This is a genomic window from Photobacterium rosenbergii (genome assembly GCF_003026455.1).
GTDB lineage: Bacteria > Pseudomonadota > Gammaproteobacteria > Enterobacterales > Vibrionaceae > Photobacterium > Photobacterium rosenbergii.
This window is the reverse complement of record NZ_PYMB01000003.1, coordinates 109,926-126,646: the sequence shown is the minus strand read 5'-3', so window position 1 is coordinate 126,646 and position 16,721 is coordinate 109,926. Positions and strand designations below refer to the sequence as shown.

The window sequence follows — 16,721 nt, the reverse complement described above, 5'->3', positions numbered from 1 at the left end:
GATTATGTCTCTCCGTCCATTCATCCAACAAAAAATACCCGGCCTTATCGCACTCCTGTTAATGACTACTGTCTTGTCTGCGGTATTGGTATTTTATTCTCAAGCCAACTTGAATGGGCCTGTCTCTGATACCAGCGGAATGCTGTTTTCACTCCTAACACACTCAGCAGGCAACCCAGGCTTTCTGGTTTCAGTCGCCGTGTTTATGCTCATTCCGATTGTATTAAGACTACCACGCAAGTCACTGATAAAAATAGGTATTCAGTTTGCTCTTCTGCTGGCATTAAGTTTTGTCGCCAAAAATGTGATGAAGCACATCACTGAAGTCCCTCGACCATATACGCATGAACTACAAGCGCTTCACATTGTCGAAAGCCCGCAAGCCTTCTATGCACTGAGCAATGAAAACAAAGATAAGGCCGTGCAAGAAGCCAGCAAAAGTGTCAGCCACTGGCGTATTAGTCATTGGCAGGGAGAAACGAACTATTCGCTACCATCCGGCCACACGATTTTTACCGCTGTCTGTGTCGCTTTCTGGGGTGGTTTCTTCTTGAGGCGTCGTCAGATCATACCTGCCACCATCATTATTGTATGGGCAGTGGGTGTCGGTATCAGCCGTATCTGGTTGGGTATGCACTGGCCGACAGATCTGCTGGCCTCTATCTTCGGCGCGGCATGTTTGTACCTTTGCATTCCTGAGTGGGGACTCTCGCCGGAAAAGCAAAGTAAACTGACTGAACAAGCTAGTTAAACAGGCAAGCTTGTAAATAAACTTCCCACACAGTCAGTAAACCCTCAAAGAACCTTGAAAGTACCTTGCTGATCAAGACACATATTCCCTACCTTTGTCTTGATCAGCAAAATAATGCTTTCAGCACAACGCCTTAGCTAAGCCTTTCATCAGAATTTTTCCTCACTCTTTATCAATAACGCCCTATCTACATACTCTGAAATACGGTAATTTGATTGGGGTAAATCTATATTGGCATAAGGGATAGCATGCTAGAACAAATTGTAGGGATCCTCTTTCCCGTATTCACTTTGGTACTGATTGGCTTTGCCGTTGGTCGATGGTTAAAACCAGATTTCCGGCCTATCAACCGAATAAACATGGATGCCTTTACCCCAGCCTTGGTCTTCTCGTCTTTAGTGGCTATGCCCCTTGATGTGGAACAACTTCCCCTACTTTATGCCTCTCTCATTGCAGTCTTCATCCCGGGTATTCTCATGATACCTGTTTGCCGGTTCAGCAAACTCAATTACAAAGCGTGGGCGCCACCCCAGATGTTCCGCAATAGCGGTAACCTCGCCATCCCCCTATTTACCTATGCCTTTGGTGACTCTGCACTCGCCCCGGCGGTTTTACTGTTTGTGGTCTCGGCTTGCGTCCACAGTAGCCTCGGCTTGGCCATGCTCAGTAATGGGAACCCTTTCAAGCAGATGATTAAGATGCCAATATTCATTGCGACCTGTGCGGCCTTGCTTGTCAATATCAGTGGTGTGGGCGTTTGGAAACCATTGTATGACGCTACTGCGTTGCTTGGGCAAGCAGCTGTACCGGTTATGTTGCTGTCGTTAGGTGCGCAAATGTGTCATTTACGTCTGGAAGGACTAAAGATAGGGTTGGTTTGTACTTGTCAATCACTGGCCACCGGTGCTGTGGCGTTTTCACTGATCTACTTCTTTGTTCCACTCCCGACGCTAGAACTGCAAATGATGGTGCTATTCACTATGTTACCACCAGCAGTCATGAACTACCTTTATGCCGAGCGCTTTGTCGTTGAACCTAACAATGTCGCATCAATGGTGCTCTTCGGTAACTTCTTCAGCATTTTCGCTCTGCCTCTTTTGCTGATGTTTTCATTGTCTTTGGCTTAAACAAAAACACCTCTGCCGATAATTTAATGAATAAACTATCCGCAGAGGTGTCAGACTCGGAATGCATCACAAAGGGTTAATACAAACGGGTTTAATGCACTTCAACGCTATGTACGTATTCTACAACCAGTTGATTGCCTTCATAGCGTACATTCTTGATGTCACCATCAACAATAAAGGTATTAGTCAGAGTCACCGAGTTTGGCATATCACCGCTCATCTGATTGCGAAGCGAAGGCAAAGTCAGGATTGGATCGACGCCGATATAGCTACAGAATTGAGTGACAAAACGGTGCTCCAAAGGAACACTACCACGAAGGATGTCAGAAAAGACCAGTTGGCTCACCCCAAGGCGCTTAGCCATTTCGATCTGGGTTACTCGCATTTTTGCTTTGTAGCTCATCCAAGTATCATGAAGTACCTGACGGTCTTGTTCTGTATATTGCATCTTAGTTTCCTTGCGCCCTGTGCCTAGCGCACTTGTATTTTTTCGTTGCACTTATTTAAGCTGATCCTTAAATCTGTTTTGTCAGAGAAAAGTAAGGCTTGAAGGCTTTCAAACCCACGTCACATAAGGGGTGGCCGGTATTTCACAAAAAACAAGCGGGCATTCATAGGCTTGTCATTTTTTGTCCAAATAGTGCCCTTTCTTGAGACTGAGATTGTCCAATTCCAGAAATGATGGATATAATGTGCTTGTCCACCAAACCAAGGGTTGTTATGCGCTTACAAAAGATGATTGCTAAAATTGTCATCTTCCTGATGCTGTCTGTTTCAGTAGCATCGTACGCATCTCCAGCACTTGCCAGCCAAGCGCCCTACAGCGGCCACGGCTGTAGCCCAGCGGCAGTTATGTCCCATTGTTGCAGCACGGGAGCAGTAATGAGCTTTGCCGTTTCTGATACCGGCGATACCTGCGCTATTGTCAAAACAACCTCTGATGATAACTGTTGTAAAGACAACCAATGTCATTCCGGACAAATCCCTATTGCCATTCTTGCCGATGAGCTTACTTTCTCCCCTTTTGTTGGTGCCCACCACTATAAATACCTAGAAGGGAGCCAACCACTGATCAATCAAATGATCTTCCGTCCTCCTGTCATTGCTTAGTTTGGTCTTTCAAGACCAGGTACTGATCGTTCAGCCATTTCGGCTGCACCTAAACGCTTCATATTAAGCAACATAAGTTATTTAAATTAATACGTTACTGACAGGTATTATCATGAAATTGTCTTCAAAAGCCCTAATTGCAACAGCATTGATCACAACAAGCGCTTTCTCTTTTGCTCAAACTTTCAAGGGAACGAACTATCAATCTCCTTACTGCGGTTGCTGTAAGGAGTGGGTAAAGCACATGGAAGATAACGGTTTCGAGCTAGATGTGGTTTATCAAGAGAACATGACGCCCACTAAGATTGACTTGGGCATTCGTCCAAAATATGCCTCTTGCCACACTGCAGAAATTGAGGGCTATTCGTTTGAAGGTCACGTCCCTGCTGAAGATATTCTTCGCTTTATCGAGTCTAAGCCTAAGCGCATGATTGGCCTAGCCGTTGCTGGTATGCCGATGGGATCACCAGGCATGGAATACAGCGACCAAAAAGATCCTTATGAAGTGCTCGCCTTCGATGAGAATGGCCGCACTATGGTATGGTCTCGCCATAATCAGTAATTAGACTACATCAAATAACAAAAGGCGCCATTGGCGCCTTTTTCTTATCATTCAAATCGCTAGTTTAACTCATAGCTTATCAAACCACTGCCGATTCGGGTCCTGATGTTCTGCCCACTCAGGTTCAAGCTCACGATGCTCAAGGTAAATCTGCATCGCAGTAAAATACGTAAATGCCGTTAGCTCCGAATCAGCGCCAAAGTGTTCAAAAAAGGCATCTTCTTGCTCAGCAAGCTGATTTAAGGTTTTAATCCCTTGCTTTAAAACCCACTGAGTCGCATGGGGCGGAATCATTGTCCGGTGCAATATTAGCTCAGCAATATCACCGACGTTGACATCAACCCCCTTGGCTTTACTTGTTTCAGGGATAGCCAACGCGGCTTCTTCAGCAAGCAAAGCCTTTAAACTATCAATGCTCGCCGTACGCTCTTCTACCGAGTACCCATAGGTCGTTTTAGCAAAACGGATGGCATAAGCAAGGCGGTCACGCCCCACGACTTCAACCACTTCCTCAAGGTATTCCTGAGGAATATTGTATGACTTCGCCAATTGCTCTACGGCGTGGCTCAAACTCGTGTAAGTAATACCGTCAAACTGAACATGAAAACTAGTACTGAGTGCTGCGATGGGCAAACCATCAATAGTGAGTGGCCAACCGTTGTAATTCACTCTGGCTTTGGCAATTTCAAACATTTTCCAAGCACTCTCGCGAAAACCTTCTAAAGCCTTGCCTTCAAACTCCGACTGTTCCAGTTCCTCCTTGGTCCAATTAACCCCAATTTGCAGGTGTTTTTGGTACTTGCGGTGGAGCTGCTCTTTTACTTTGTCGCGAAGCAACTCTAAATCACTCGCTTTGACACCTTTGCAAATGCCATAGCACTCCTGGCAACTAGGCAGCAACACAGGTAGCTTCTGGTGATCGTAATTAGGTGAAGGTAAAAAGGCGAACGACTCAAAGTAAGGCTCACCACAGAACCAGCAGGTATGGCGATATTCAAAAGGAACATCAACGGATTGGTAGGTCGCTGTCATAGCAAAAATACCCAAAAGAAAAACTGTGAAGTGACTTAAACCTATTATGCGCACCTCGTAATCAAGACTCAAGACGAAGTACTTGCAAATTGCTGATATACAGAGAATACATAGCGACCGCTAGGCCCGCATAAATTCAAGAAAAAAAAGTGCATAAAGTATCCGCTTAAGAGAATTGTGCTGGCTATGCGAACACGTTAAAATATGTGCCCTTTTCCATCATGGTGCAATCGAATGTCTGAACAAAAGCGAAAGGCGCTCAAGAAAATTGCAAAATGCCTCGAGCTGGGTAACTCTGCTAACGTCAATGAAGCCGCGCAAGCGATTAAGATGGCGCATCGTCTGATGCTCAAATATGGTCTTGAACAAGATGATATTGAGTTTATCCAGATGGGCAAAACCAAAACTCAGACCTTGCTACCGGCCGACATCAGCCAACAGATCTTGAAGATCATCCGTGGTATCAACCGCAAGTTTGGTGTGGAATGCGTTCTTACCAACCATAAAGGTCTCAAGCAAGCTGAGTTTATCGGTGTTGCAGAACGAGCTATCTTCGCCGCCTTTGCCTTTGACGTTATGTACCGTGAAATGAATCAGCAGACCGGCCAGTTCAGAAATAGCTTCCAAGGCACTGGTACCAGCAATGCCGAAGTGACTCGCCGTGTGTCATCTTTCCTTGCTGGCTGGCTTGAAGGTGCTCTGGAAAAGTTACCGGAACTCAATACTGACGATGACCACGACAAGCGCATGACCAATTTCATCGACAAAGAGTTTGAAAACCTTGATCGTGAAACCTTCAAGAAGCAGCTTCAAGAAGCCATGAATGCGCTAACCGATGACTATGAAAAAGGCATGAAGAAAGGCCGCTCAATTTCAGTGAACCGCCCTGTTGCTGGCGAGAAGGCTTTTAAGCCCAAGTTGCTCTCTTAACTCGCGCTTTTTGTGAAAGGCAGCTTAATGCCCTATCACTAAGAGCACGAATCTGTAGTTATTGAGCTCAATATGAAATTTAAGGTATAGTTACACCTTACCCTCCTAAAAACAGCCCATATTGTGGCTGTTTTTTTGTTTGTAAAATAAGCATTTATACCTCTCAGGACTATCAGTCATTTTATTCTGAATAAAAAAACAGCAACCAATCACAAAATGTCACCTTAACGTCATGAAGTGGGATATAAATCTCATTTTTATGATACAATGAAACAAAATTCCCTTTAACCGATAGCCTTCAAACATGAAATTCCCTGGTCAGCGTAAATCAAAGCATTACTTCCCAGTTAATGCCCGCGATCCATTAGTAGCTCAAATCCAGCAAGAAAATCCGCTATCTCGTACTCACCTTGTGGGTGTCGGCCAAACTATCGTAGATATCGAAGCGCGTATCGACGATGACTTCCTGGCACGCCACAACCTAAGCAAAGGCCATTCACTGGTACTTGCTGAAGATAAAGCAGAATTGCTTTACCAAGAGCTGAAAGAACGCAACCTTATCAGCCATGAGTACCCAGGTGATACCATTGGTAACACCCTACACAACTACTCTGTTCTTGCGGATGACAAGTCGATTCTTCTTGGTGTGATGAGCCAAGACCTAAAAATCGGTTCTTACGCTTACCGCTACCTATGCAATACCTCTAGCCGCATGGATCTAGATTTCTTGCAACCTGTTGAAGGCCCTATTGGTCGCTGCTATACCCTTATCACCGAAGACGGTGAACGCACTTTTGCGATCAATGAAGGGGAAATGAATCAGCTTAAGCCTGAGTTCGTTCCTGAAACTGCATTTGAAAATGCTTCTGCGCTGGTTTTGTCCTCCTACTTGGTACGAGGTAAGCCGGGCGATCCAATGAAGGATTCAGCACTCAAGGCTATCGAGCACGCTAAAAAGCACAACGTACCTGTTGTTCTAACCCTAGGTACCAAGTATGTCATTGAAGGCATGCAAGATTGGTGGATCGACTTCCTAAAAGAACACGTAACTTGTGTTGCGATGAACGAAGAGGAAGCTGAAGCACTAACCGGTGAAAAAGATCCGCTTGTTGCTGCAGATAAAGCCCTTGAGTGGGTTGACCTTGTCCTTTGTACTGCTGGTCCTGTAGGCCTATACATGGCTGGTTACACCGATGACGATTTAAAGCGCGAATCTACCCTTCCGCTTTTGCCTGGCCAGATTGCTGATTTCAACAAGTACGAATTCAGCCGCCCAATGAGAAAGGCGTCGTGCGAAAACCCAATCCGTGTTTATTCACACATCGCGCCATACCTTGGTGGTCCGGTTGAAATCAAAAACACCAACGGCGCAGGTGATGCTGCCCTTTCGGCACTGCTTCACGACATGTCTGCAAACCGTTTCCACAAGGCGAACGTGCCTAACTCAGGTAAACACGTTGGTGATTTCCTAAGTTACTCTTCGTTCTCCCAGATTTGCCAATACTCAAACCGTGTAAGCTATGAAGTATTGACCCAACACGCCCCTCGCCTCTCACGTGGCCTACCAGAGCGTGAAGACTGCTTGGAAGAGGCATACTGGGAACGTTAATCGCTAACAGCGTATTTCTAAAAACGGAGCCGAGGCTCCGTTTTTTTATATAAAAGTAACCCTTTCCACTACCATGCCGTCTTAGGCAATCACTCTCCGTCCCATTATGCCTCGGTCTTTACTCATTGAAACCGTGTAGAGAAAGCTGGACATCTTTTTATGCCTTTTAGAGCAACTGTCCTAACCTTAAAGTATAAGTTATCACTTTAACTTATTGATGAATCAGTCATTAGTGGTATTGGAAGTCAAATTAATATTGAAATAGAAAACATTACACACAGGTAATTGAAAACAAATAGGATGTTTCAATAATGAAAGTAGTGGCCGCTTTATTTCTATTCATTACATTGGTTGGCTGTAGTGACGATCAACCAGAGCAAAATATAGCTACAGACACATCTCAGGTTTCTGTTGTCACCGGCGTACAACCTGGAACCGGGCTATTACGCATTGCTGATAGTGAGCACTACTTTCAACAGCACAATATCTCCGTTGATATTGAAGAAAAGCTCAGTGGAAAATTGGCTATTCTCTCTGTGATCAACAATGAAGTAGATGCTGATATCATTTTTACAGCTGATATCGCCTACCTAGCGAATCAACATTCCTTACCAGACTACCGTGTTGTTGCTTCCGTTTTTGATTCCGACAATCTCAATGCCATCGCTAGTATGAAACCATTGGGTGATATTCAAGCTATGGCAGGTAAAACCCTGTGCACCCAATACTTATCTGCGCTTCATTTCTTCGGCCAAGTCCTGGTAGAAAGAAACGCGATTCAGAATGTTACCTACCAGTTTTATAAAGTCTCAGAACTCAATGACAGGCTTCTCGATGGTGAGTGTGATTTTATTACCACACGGGAGCCATTAATCGCCGATCTACTGGTTAAAAGTGATCACCAAGCGCAACTAACCTTCTTCCCTGGGGTCTACCTTCAGCATGAATTAATGCTTGCCCATGACCGGGTCGCTGATGAAATATTGAGCAAGTTTGTCAAATCCATGATTCAGGCCGAGAGTTTATTTCACATCGCACCTGAACAAGTCAATTTAACCCTGAGCCAAAGCTTAAAAACCACACCTAAGCAATTGAGTATCCTTCATAATGACAGCGTATGGGAAGTGTCACTCTATCAACCATTGCTCCCGTTACTTGAACGTCAAATGGAATGGCTCATCTCTCATGGTGTCGATGAAGGTAAAGGTAAGTCGTTTTCCTCATCTACCTCGTTAAGACCCGATGTATTACAGCATATAGCCCCGTTACGACAAACGGTGATTGCATATGAAGATTAGTATCAAGCAAATCATCGCCCTTTTTGTCATCCTACTAACAGGGTTTATCTTTGCCCTCTTCTATGTCTCTGAGAAACAGAACCAAATCAGGGAAGAAGTTATAAACATTGATGAACAAGCCTTTCGCCTTACACAAGAAACGAATAGGTTAAATGTCTTTGTTGCCGATTACATTTTCAGGCAATCACCTGACTCTTTGGAGAAGTGGGCGAAAACACTCAATAGTGTCGAGCAACAATATGAACAGTTATTATTGTCTACCAACCTTAATGATCACTCCATATCTAAACGTATTGAGGCCGACATATTTAGAATTAGAAAGCAATTTTCATTACTGCAAGGTGCCACCAGTAGCAACGATACTCATTGGATAACGATCAACCTCAATACATATAATCAAAACCTAATCACCCATCTAAACAAACTGATCAAGGAAATCAGAAAGACAGCAACCAGTGAATTATCTAAACTGACTGCTAATCAAAGGATCATTTTTTCCATCATCACAACCTTAGCCATATTGCTGCTAGCGGTCATACATTCCGCCCTTATTGCACCACTTAAAATTGTGAAACATTTACTCTATCGCATTGGGCGGGGCGATAAGGTCATCGATTTCCGAAAGTCACATATCCAGGAGTGGTACCAATTAACCAGCGATATTGAGTCTATGTATTATGACTTAAAAACAACTACCGTCAGCAAAGCCGCGCTTGAATCAGAAGTCGAAATGAGAAGAACGGCAGAGAAAAATGCTAACACACTCGCTCGTACTGACTATTTAACGGGTTTACCTAACCGCAGACGCTTAAGCGAGTTATTTGATTTAAAGAAAAGGGAACAAGAGAAACTTTTTCTCATGTTCCTTGATATCGATAACTTTAAGTCAATCAATGACAATCTCAGCCATTCTGTGGGTGATGAGTTATTACGCTGTATTGGGCGCCTTATCAAAGGGCAATTAAACGACAATGATGTCGTCGCACGGATCGGTGGTGATGAGTTTGCAATTCTCTACCTTAGCAACTGCGAGAAACGTGCAATAAATTTAGCTCGGGCCATTCGACACAAATTAAGTCAACCTATCCAACTTGCAAAATCGACAGTTAGAGTTCGCTGCTCTGTCGGTATTGCCACCTACCCTGAAGATGGGGCGCAAGCTAATACATTACTCGCGAATGCTGATACTGCCATGTATTACGCTAAAAAGCACCAAGTCGAAACTTCTGGTATCGTATTATACACCACCCAGATTGGTAACCTCAGTAGAGACGACTTTGTCATCAACCAACAACTCAAACTCGCAATAGAGGCCAACGAGTTTGATGTATGGTTTCAACCACAAATCAATATCCAAACAGGTTTAGTTGAAGGGTTCGAAGCATTGCTGAGATGGAGGAAAAAAGACGGAAGCTTTATTAGTCCTGAGCTCTTTGTTCCCTTGTTAGAAGAATCCACGGATATTGTTGAGGTTGGGAATTTCGTCATCGATAATGCTATTGAGTTTCATAAAAGACTTCTTGATGCAGGCTATAAACTCTCTGTATCAATTAATGTTTCTGCTGTACAACTCGAGCATGCTGATTTCATTACAACCTTACATCAAAAAATAATCAGTAAAGGTCTAGCTCCAGAACATTTCCCACTAGAACTAACAGAAACGGCTATTTTCAAAAATAAGCACAAAGCCCTACAATCAATGCAAACATTGAATGAGCTTGGCTTCTCGCTTCAGTTAGATGATTTCGGCACCGGTAATGCCTCACTCGATCTTTTACTTAGCCAACAATTCGACACAGTAAAAATTGATAAATCATTTACCCTTGATGCCCCGACTAAACAACAAACAGACGCCGTTATACGATCAATAGCTAAACTGTCTAGAGAGCTTAACTTTACAATCGTTTTAGAAGGGATCGAACAGGATATTCACCATGATCTGGCAGCTAAATACCAAATAGAATTAGGACAAGGCTACTATTACGCTAAACCTATGCCATACGAAACCGCATTTGAGTGGGTTATAGACAAAAAGATGCAGGTCAAAACTCGCTCGTTTGAAGTCAGTGCTTAATACCTGATACTATCCATCGCTCATCACCTATATTAGTCACGTCAACAAAGGTCTTCATGAGCGGTATATTTCCTAAGATATTGATAGCAATAACTTTACTGTTAGCTTTAGCCGGTGTCGGACAAATAGCGTTCTTTTGGCTAATTGTTTCTGATATGGATTCAATGGAAACACCCTATTACTGTGAAAAAAACGGTATTGAGTATCAATGCAGTCGAGAAGAGTACAACGCCATTTATTATAAAAACTAAAGCTACCCGAACTACCTCCGCATCTCGATGGGAACACGCATTACCAAGCAAGTTGATTCGAATCAATACAGACAATCACATAGTTGATATAATCAACCAAATTTTGCTTCTACTGCAAAAGCGTCCAGTCAACCCAAGTGACTGATAAAGCCCTGTCGGTCATACATTGAGAGCATCCATTTGAAAAAATCCCAACCAATACTGGGGAAATCCGGTACGTTATTTTTCCTCGTAATCATCAGCGCTTTCCCTCCGCTGACGATTGACTTGTATCTACCTGCATTGCCGCAAATGGTCAACGTGTTCAACACAAATCAGTCCATGGTAAACCTTACGCTCAGTAGCTATTTCGTCACTTATGCGGTTGGCTTGTTATTCTGGGGGCCACTGAGTGAAAAGTTTGGTCGTAAACCTATCTTATTCGTTGGGATCAGCGGGTACATCATTGCCAGTATTTTGTGTGCAATGGCAGGAAGCATTGAACAGTTGATCGGCGCACGCATTATCCAAGCCTTTGCTGGTAGTGCCGTCACCGTAGTCGCTACTGCTATCGTTAAAGATCTGTTTGATGGTCGTGAGCGCGAAAAGATCATGGCGACCATTATGTCACTGGTCATTATAGCCCCGATGGTCGCTCCGGTTCTTGGCGCATTCCTGTTGAAGATCGCTTCATGGCGGATGATGTTTGTTACACTGGCAGTATTTGGTGCCTTCGCCTCTGTACTCGCATTCTGTTATAAAGAGACGCTTGAAGCTAAGTACAACGGTTCGATCCTACGCTCGTGGGGAAGACTTGGTGTCGTAATGAAGAACCCTAGATTCGTTGCACTGCTGGTGATTTTCTCAATAACACCAATAGCAATGATGGGATTTCTAGCTGCCGGCTCATATATCTATATCAATGGCTTTGGACTTACCGAACAACAATTTAGCTACGCATTCTCATTCAATGCACTGTGTGCTTCATTCGGCCCAACGATTTATATGAAGCTATCACGCTTTATTCCAGTCCAGAAGATCATCACCCTGTGCTTTTTCCTTCTCGCAACTGCAGGCGTATTAACAGTAACCATCGGTCATACATCGCCGTTGGTATTTGCGTTAATCGCAGCGCCAGCAACCTTAATGGTTATCACAATGCGTGTACCGGGTACGAACTTGATGCTTGACCAGCAAGACAGCGATACGGGCTCGGCTGTCGCATTAATCCAGTTCTGTGGCATGATTTGCGGATCGCTAGGCATGGTATTGGTGTCCATCCGTCCCGAATCGCTGATTGAAAACCTTGGTATCCTTCAGTTTGTCGTAGGTCTCACCGGCGGTGTGCTATGGTTACTGGCCAGAAATCGCCCATTTGTAACCGACAAGCTCATTAAGCAATAACGAGCAGCAGAAATTATCATATATAAACAGATACTTAATGAGTATCTGTTTATATTAAAGTTTCTTGAGCCATAAATTCCCAGCCTCACTCGCTTATACCCTACAAATACCACTAAAGTATAGATTCATATTTTTTACACCTTCAGGTATTGAAATAGCAACCACTGCCTATAAAATTATCTTCAAACCAAATTCGTACTAAGTACCTTTAGATGTAAAACTAGAGAACAACAACCAATGAATAAACTATTTTTCGTCTTAGCTACTGCCCTATCAGGCTGCGCCTCATACGCTGAGATTGACCTCGATTCTACAGTAAGCGATGACGGCTCAGTTTCTACAGCAATCCACTTCAATGCCACAGCCATGGAGTCATTCAGAGGACACGGCAATGAAGATGACATCATTATTCAAAATGTTGCCTGGGTTAACCGAACTTACGGGACATGCCCAGCTTCATACACCATCGACAACACCAAGACGCTTGGTGATGGCTCTGTTGTTGTGACAATCACTTGCAAATAAATCTGAGATATATAATAGGAACTATCTAAATGAAAATGTTATTTACGGTACTAGCGATAATCACCACCTTCTCTGTATCGGCAGAAAATCATACCGCTCGCTACGACTGGGACAACCTATCGGGCTGGGAAAAGTCAAAAATTGAAAATGCTGATAAGAAGTAATGAAGAACGCCGTCAATGATGGGGATAGCACTCCCCATTATAGATTTAAAGCGACTCTAAATAGGCGACAATTTCTTGTTTGCCCTCTTCTCTCGCTTTAGTGAGCGGAGTATTGCTATCATGGCCTTTGATCGTGACATCACCACCGTTTTCAACAAGTAACTTTAATGCTGGTAGATTGTTACCCCATACCGCATCATGCAGCGGTGTATAACCATTACGGGGACCAACGGCATTCACATCATAACCAGCATCAATCAACAGTTGTACTATTTGCACATTGTCTTGAAACATTGCTGCATGCAATGCCGTTCCACCAGATGAGTCTCGTTCATCAGGGTTCGGGTTGAGTTTAAGCAGTTCAATAACCTGTGCCTCATCGCCATGATAGGCCGCCAGATGAATGGTATCGTTGCACAATGCGCCATATGACACTGTCAGTGCAATAACTGCGGTAGCTAACGTTGCCAGAAGCTTTTTCTTCATCACCTTTGTCTCAAATACTATTGTGAATTAATCGGACGCAAGATGGCGCCCGCTGTTTGATATTGATGACCGTTCGACTCTCAATTAAACGAGTGTTGCCCCTTTAAATTTAATTTATTAAGCAGCGATCAACTTCATTGTCTTTTCTGTTGACTGCCACTGCTTTCTCATTAAATACCATGCACTTAACCCTGCTAGGGTATTTGCTATAGCTGCAGCAATAATAATACTTTGAATATTGCCAAACAGACTGCCCAAGTAAATCGCAGGTATAAACAGCACAAACAAACGGATAAAGGAGACAACCAATGCCCGCTTGGCTAAATCTAGCGCATTGAATGCCGACACCATCACCATACATAATCCCAAAGGCCCGTAACTGAGCGGCAGTAATACAAGTACAAAATGTAGATCCCTATCCAGCCCTAACCCTCCACCGATTACCTCTACCAGATATGCCGAAGACAGCATCACAAATAGAGCTATTACCGTATGTATTAGCAATATTAATTTGGTCGCCGCTTTTATGATCTGTTGGATATCGCCAAACTGCTGGTTACCTAAATAGCTGCCAATAATTGGGGGGATCGACATGGTTAATGACAATGAGAGTACCAGCAACAAACCTTCCATCTTCATTGCTATTCCCCAGACAGCGATAGCCTGAGGTCCAACACGGGCAATCAGGTACATAGATACCAAGGCGCTGATTGCCGGTAAAAATTGATTCGCCGTTGTGGCGATAGCATTTGAGGTCAGCACTCTGAGATCTTCAAATGCACTTTTATAAAAAATCTGTAGAGTAAACCACCCTTTCGCTATAGGTTTGAGCAGCATATAAGCAGCACAAAGCGTAAACGCCAAGCAACTTGCCAACGCTGCGCCGGCAATGCCCATATCAAGCACAAAGATAAAAATAGGGTCAAACACAAGGTTAAGTATGCTAGATGCAATCAATAGCTTACCTGGGGTACTGGAATCCTGGTTCGCGCGATATACCGAAGAAACGAAATAGAACACCGCTCCAGCCAAGGCACTCATCAGCCAAATGCCCCAATAAGCACTGAACTGATGTTGTATCCCGGCCATTTGTACTGAATCGACTTTATCATCGATAAAAAGAGTAAATAGCGCTTTTTCAAAGAACCATAGTGATAGCACCAGCAGTGAAATAGCCAGTGTGCCAAGCAGTAAACCCAAGGTCGCGAACCTATTGGCCTTTGGCTGATTCTTCTCACCGACATAGCGTGAAATAAGACATGTTGCCGCAACGCCGATGCCGACCTGAATGGAAATGATGACAGATGAAAACGGTAGCGTTAACCCCTGAGCGTTTAGTGCATTGACGCCCAACATACCAATAAATACTGTATCCACCAGCTGCACTGCCATAATAGCGAGCACTCCCATGGTTAATGGGAGTGTGCGCTGTATAATCAGTTTTATTTCATTTGAGATATGCATAAGTTGCTACCGTTAAAGTCGATAACTCGGCTCTGCAAGACACAGAACCGAAAAGACCTACAGATTAATTAGAGAAAAACTTCTCGAAGAATTGGTCAGATGCATACAAATCACCAGAGAAGTTTTGCACCCGCTGAATTTTGCCATCCTCAATCTGATAAAGCAGAACCCAGTTGATATCGATGTTGTCATCTGCATTTGTGCTAAAGCCTCGATGGGCATCAATGACGTAATTTTCATTCGCAGCCAAAATCATCACCTCCGCCTTGAACCCGGCTTCACCGAGCTTGGCAAAGAACTCCGTGAACTCCTTGATGCCGCGTTTTGTTCCCGCTAAAGGATGACGGCCAGGGATATGCCACTCGACATCTTCGGCGACAAACTGTTTCATTGCTTCCATGTCACCTTGTCCATAGGCGTTGAAAAAACCCTGAACGACTTTTAGTGCTGCACTGTTTTCTGAGCCTGAAGCAATGGGATTTGCAGGTTTAACCCAAAGCGCCTCGTTATTGATCTCACTAGCATCAGCGATAGCTTGGTCATTAACGTTACTCGGACTTGCCAGGCTTGATGCCGCAAAAACCAGTGAAATTAATAGTGCTGCGAATGTATTTAACTTTCTCATTAGTTGTTCCTCGTCGCTGACTTTTCCTTTAACTTGGAACAAACTATAGGCGTTCATATTGATAAAAATAAGACGCAGTTTACCTAATGAATTATTAGCTTTTGCCTAATAATAACGATTGCCTCCCACCCCTTGGGTGGAAGGTTTATTCAAAGGCGAATCACCTCAAGCACGTTGGATATATCAGACCTGCAAATGCTTAACAGCGGGATCGGATATTGGGTAATCCGTTAGGCCTTTAGCTCCGCCACCGTAATAAGTAGAACGGTCATTTGCGTTAAGCGCTAGGTTCTCTTTGAAGCGATATACCAAATCGGGGTTGGAGATGTAGTACTCACCAAACGCAATCAAATCGGCATATCCTAGATCTAGCATGTCCTGGGCAGATTCCTTGGTATGGCGACCGGCAATAATAATTGGGTTCTTCCACACTTCACGCACTTGGCGACGGAATGATGACGGAACAGGACGCCAAGTCGCCACATTCTCGGAAAAATGCACATAAGCAAGATTGTGTTGAGACAATTGCTCTACTGCTTTCAGTGCCAATGACGGCATTTCAGGGTCTACGTCAGGATCGTCGATAACGAGATACGGTGATAAACGGAAACCCACTTTCTCTGCACCAATGGCCTGTGCTACCGCTTCTACAGTTTCCACCAAAAAACGTACTCGGTTTTCCTGGCTGCCACCATATTCATCGGTACGTTTATTGGCACTTCGTAACATGAACTGTTCGAACAAATAGGTATTGGCCGAATGTATCTCAACCCCATCAAAGCCGGCTTCCATTGCGTTCTTTGCTGCCTGAGCAAAGTCGTTTTGCGTACTAGCAATATCTTCTTTAGTCATCGCCCGCGGGGTTTCTTGCTCCAAAAATTCATAGCCACCTTCAGGAAGAGGTCCGAAGCCTTTATTGATTCCTTTTACCGCCGAAGGTGCCACCGGCTGCTCCCCACCGGTGATCCGTGGGTGGGAGACCCGGCCAACATGCCACAGCTGAATAAAGATCTTACCGCCTTCGGCATGGACGGCACTGGTTACCTTTTTCCATCCATCAATTTGTTCTTGATTATATATACCCGGTGTAAATGCATAACCGCGACCAACCTTTGAAATCGGAGCGCCTTCTGTGATGATAAGGCCAGCTGTTGCGCGCTGCTGATAGTATTTTACGATGTCATCATTCAAAGCACCGTCAATAGAAGCACGAGATCGCGTCATTGGTGCCATTACCATACGGTTTGCCAGTGCCGTATTTCCCAGTGTGTAATTTGAAAAAAGCATTTCGCCTCCGAATGCGATTGGAATAGGCACAGGTTAGGCGAAA

General features: G+C 44.1%; 17 protein-coding genes. 11 read left to right on the top strand and 6 right to left on the bottom strand.

The window, feature by feature from the left end; translation table 11 throughout:
• The first annotated feature begins 4 nt into the window (after positions 1-4).
• Both C9J01_RS10375 and C9J01_RS10370 read left to right on the top strand, forming a co-directional pair.
• Positions 5-751 (top strand): phosphatase PAP2 family protein, encoded by a 747-nt coding sequence (locus C9J01_RS10375; protein ID WP_107298076.1) that lies wholly within the window; start codon positions 5-7, stop codon positions 749-751.
• Between the two features lie 248 nt (positions 752-999).
• Positions 1,000-1,878 carry an AEC family transporter gene (locus tag C9J01_RS10370; protein WP_107298075.1) on the top strand — a complete coding sequence of 293 codons (879 nt, stop codon included), beginning with the start codon at positions 1,000-1,002 and terminating at the stop codon, positions 1,876-1,878.
• A 91-nt stretch (positions 1,879-1,969) separates the two neighbouring features.
• Here C9J01_RS10370 and C9J01_RS10365 read toward each other — a convergent pair whose 3' ends face one another.
• The gene (locus tag C9J01_RS10365; protein ID WP_107298074.1) at positions 1,970-2,326 is read right to left on the bottom strand and encodes a helix-turn-helix domain-containing protein; all 357 of its coding nucleotides are present in this window, start codon (positions 2,324-2,326) and stop codon (positions 1,970-1,972) included.
• A gap of 272 nt (positions 2,327-2,598) precedes the next feature.
• Between C9J01_RS10365 and C9J01_RS10360 the strand changes: the two genes are divergently transcribed.
• Both C9J01_RS10360 and C9J01_RS10355 read left to right on the top strand, forming a co-directional pair.
• Positions 2,599-2,988 carry a hypothetical protein gene (locus tag C9J01_RS10360; RefSeq protein WP_146157075.1) on the top strand — a complete coding sequence of 130 codons (390 nt, stop codon included), beginning with the start codon at positions 2,599-2,601 and terminating at the stop codon, positions 2,986-2,988.
• A gap of 112 nt (positions 2,989-3,100) precedes the next feature.
• Entirely contained in the window at positions 3,101-3,550 is a 450-nt protein-coding gene (locus tag C9J01_RS10355) for a DUF411 domain-containing protein (RefSeq protein WP_107298072.1), read from the top strand.
• A gap of 69 nt (positions 3,551-3,619) precedes the next feature.
• Here C9J01_RS10355 and C9J01_RS10350 read toward each other — a convergent pair whose 3' ends face one another.
• On the bottom strand, positions 3,620-4,582 hold the full coding sequence (locus tag C9J01_RS10350) for a hypothetical protein (protein ID WP_107298071.1): 963 nt from the start codon (positions 4,580-4,582) through the stop codon (positions 3,620-3,622).
• Between the two features lie 234 nt (positions 4,583-4,816).
• On the opposite strand from C9J01_RS10350, the gene C9J01_RS10345 reads away from it, so the two are divergent.
• The 7 genes from C9J01_RS10345 to C9J01_RS30020 all read left to right on the top strand — a co-directional run bounded on the left by C9J01_RS10345 (position 4,817) and on the right by C9J01_RS30020 (position 12,816).
• The gene (locus tag C9J01_RS10345) at positions 4,817-5,512 is read left to right on the top strand and encodes a DUF2786 domain-containing protein (protein ID WP_107298070.1); all 696 of its coding nucleotides are present in this window, start codon (positions 4,817-4,819) and stop codon (positions 5,510-5,512) included.
• A 304-nt stretch (positions 5,513-5,816) separates the two neighbouring features.
• Complete coding sequence (locus tag C9J01_RS10340) at positions 5,817-7,121, top strand: inosine/guanosine kinase (RefSeq protein WP_107298069.1); 1,305 nt, start codon at positions 5,817-5,819, stop codon at positions 7,119-7,121.
• A 311-nt stretch (positions 7,122-7,432) separates the two neighbouring features.
• Positions 7,433-8,419: an ABC transporter substrate-binding protein gene (locus C9J01_RS10335; RefSeq protein WP_107298068.1), complete on the top strand. Its 987-nt coding sequence runs from the start codon at positions 7,433-7,435 to the stop codon at positions 8,417-8,419.
• The gene (locus tag C9J01_RS10330; protein ID WP_107298067.1) at positions 8,409-10,493 is read left to right on the top strand and encodes a putative bifunctional diguanylate cyclase/phosphodiesterase; all 2,085 of its coding nucleotides are present in this window, start codon (positions 8,409-8,411) and stop codon (positions 10,491-10,493) included. Before C9J01_RS10335 ends, C9J01_RS10330 begins: the two co-directional genes overlap by 11 nt.
• Positions 10,494-10,924: 431 nt before the next feature.
• Positions 10,925-12,127, top strand: coding sequence for a multidrug effflux MFS transporter (locus C9J01_RS10325; protein ID WP_107298066.1), 1,203 nt, complete (start codon positions 10,925-10,927; stop codon positions 12,125-12,127).
• Positions 12,128-12,364: 237 nt separating this feature from the next.
• Positions 12,365-12,652 carry a hypothetical protein gene (locus C9J01_RS10320; RefSeq protein WP_107298065.1) on the top strand — a complete coding sequence of 96 codons (288 nt, stop codon included), beginning with the start codon at positions 12,365-12,367 and terminating at the stop codon, positions 12,650-12,652.
• 29 nt (positions 12,653-12,681) lie between these two features.
• On the top strand, positions 12,682-12,816 hold the full coding sequence (locus C9J01_RS30020) for a hypothetical protein (RefSeq protein WP_272898716.1): 135 nt from the start codon (positions 12,682-12,684) through the stop codon (positions 12,814-12,816).
• Positions 12,817-12,861: 45 nt separating this feature from the next.
• Here C9J01_RS30020 and C9J01_RS10315 read toward each other — a convergent pair whose 3' ends face one another.
• The 4 genes from C9J01_RS10315 to C9J01_RS10300 all read right to left on the bottom strand — a co-directional run bounded on the left by C9J01_RS10315 (position 12,862) and on the right by C9J01_RS10300 (position 16,678).
• Positions 12,862-13,302 (bottom strand): ankyrin repeat domain-containing protein, encoded by a 441-nt coding sequence (locus C9J01_RS10315; protein ID WP_107298064.1) that lies wholly within the window; start codon positions 13,300-13,302, stop codon positions 12,862-12,864.
• A gap of 117 nt (positions 13,303-13,419) precedes the next feature.
• Positions 13,420-14,712 (bottom strand): MATE family efflux transporter, encoded by a 1,293-nt coding sequence (locus C9J01_RS10310; protein WP_272898719.1) that lies wholly within the window; start codon positions 14,710-14,712, stop codon positions 13,420-13,422.
• 118 nt (positions 14,713-14,830) lie between these two features.
• Positions 14,831-15,391, bottom strand: a complete 561-nt coding sequence (locus tag C9J01_RS10305; protein ID WP_107298062.1) for a nuclear transport factor 2 family protein — start codon at positions 15,389-15,391, stop codon at positions 14,831-14,833.
• A 183-nt stretch (positions 15,392-15,574) separates the two neighbouring features.
• On the bottom strand, positions 15,575-16,678 hold the full coding sequence (locus C9J01_RS10300; protein ID WP_107298061.1) for an alkene reductase: 1,104 nt from the start codon (positions 16,676-16,678) through the stop codon (positions 15,575-15,577).
• Between the last annotated feature and the right edge of the window lie 43 nt (positions 16,679-16,721).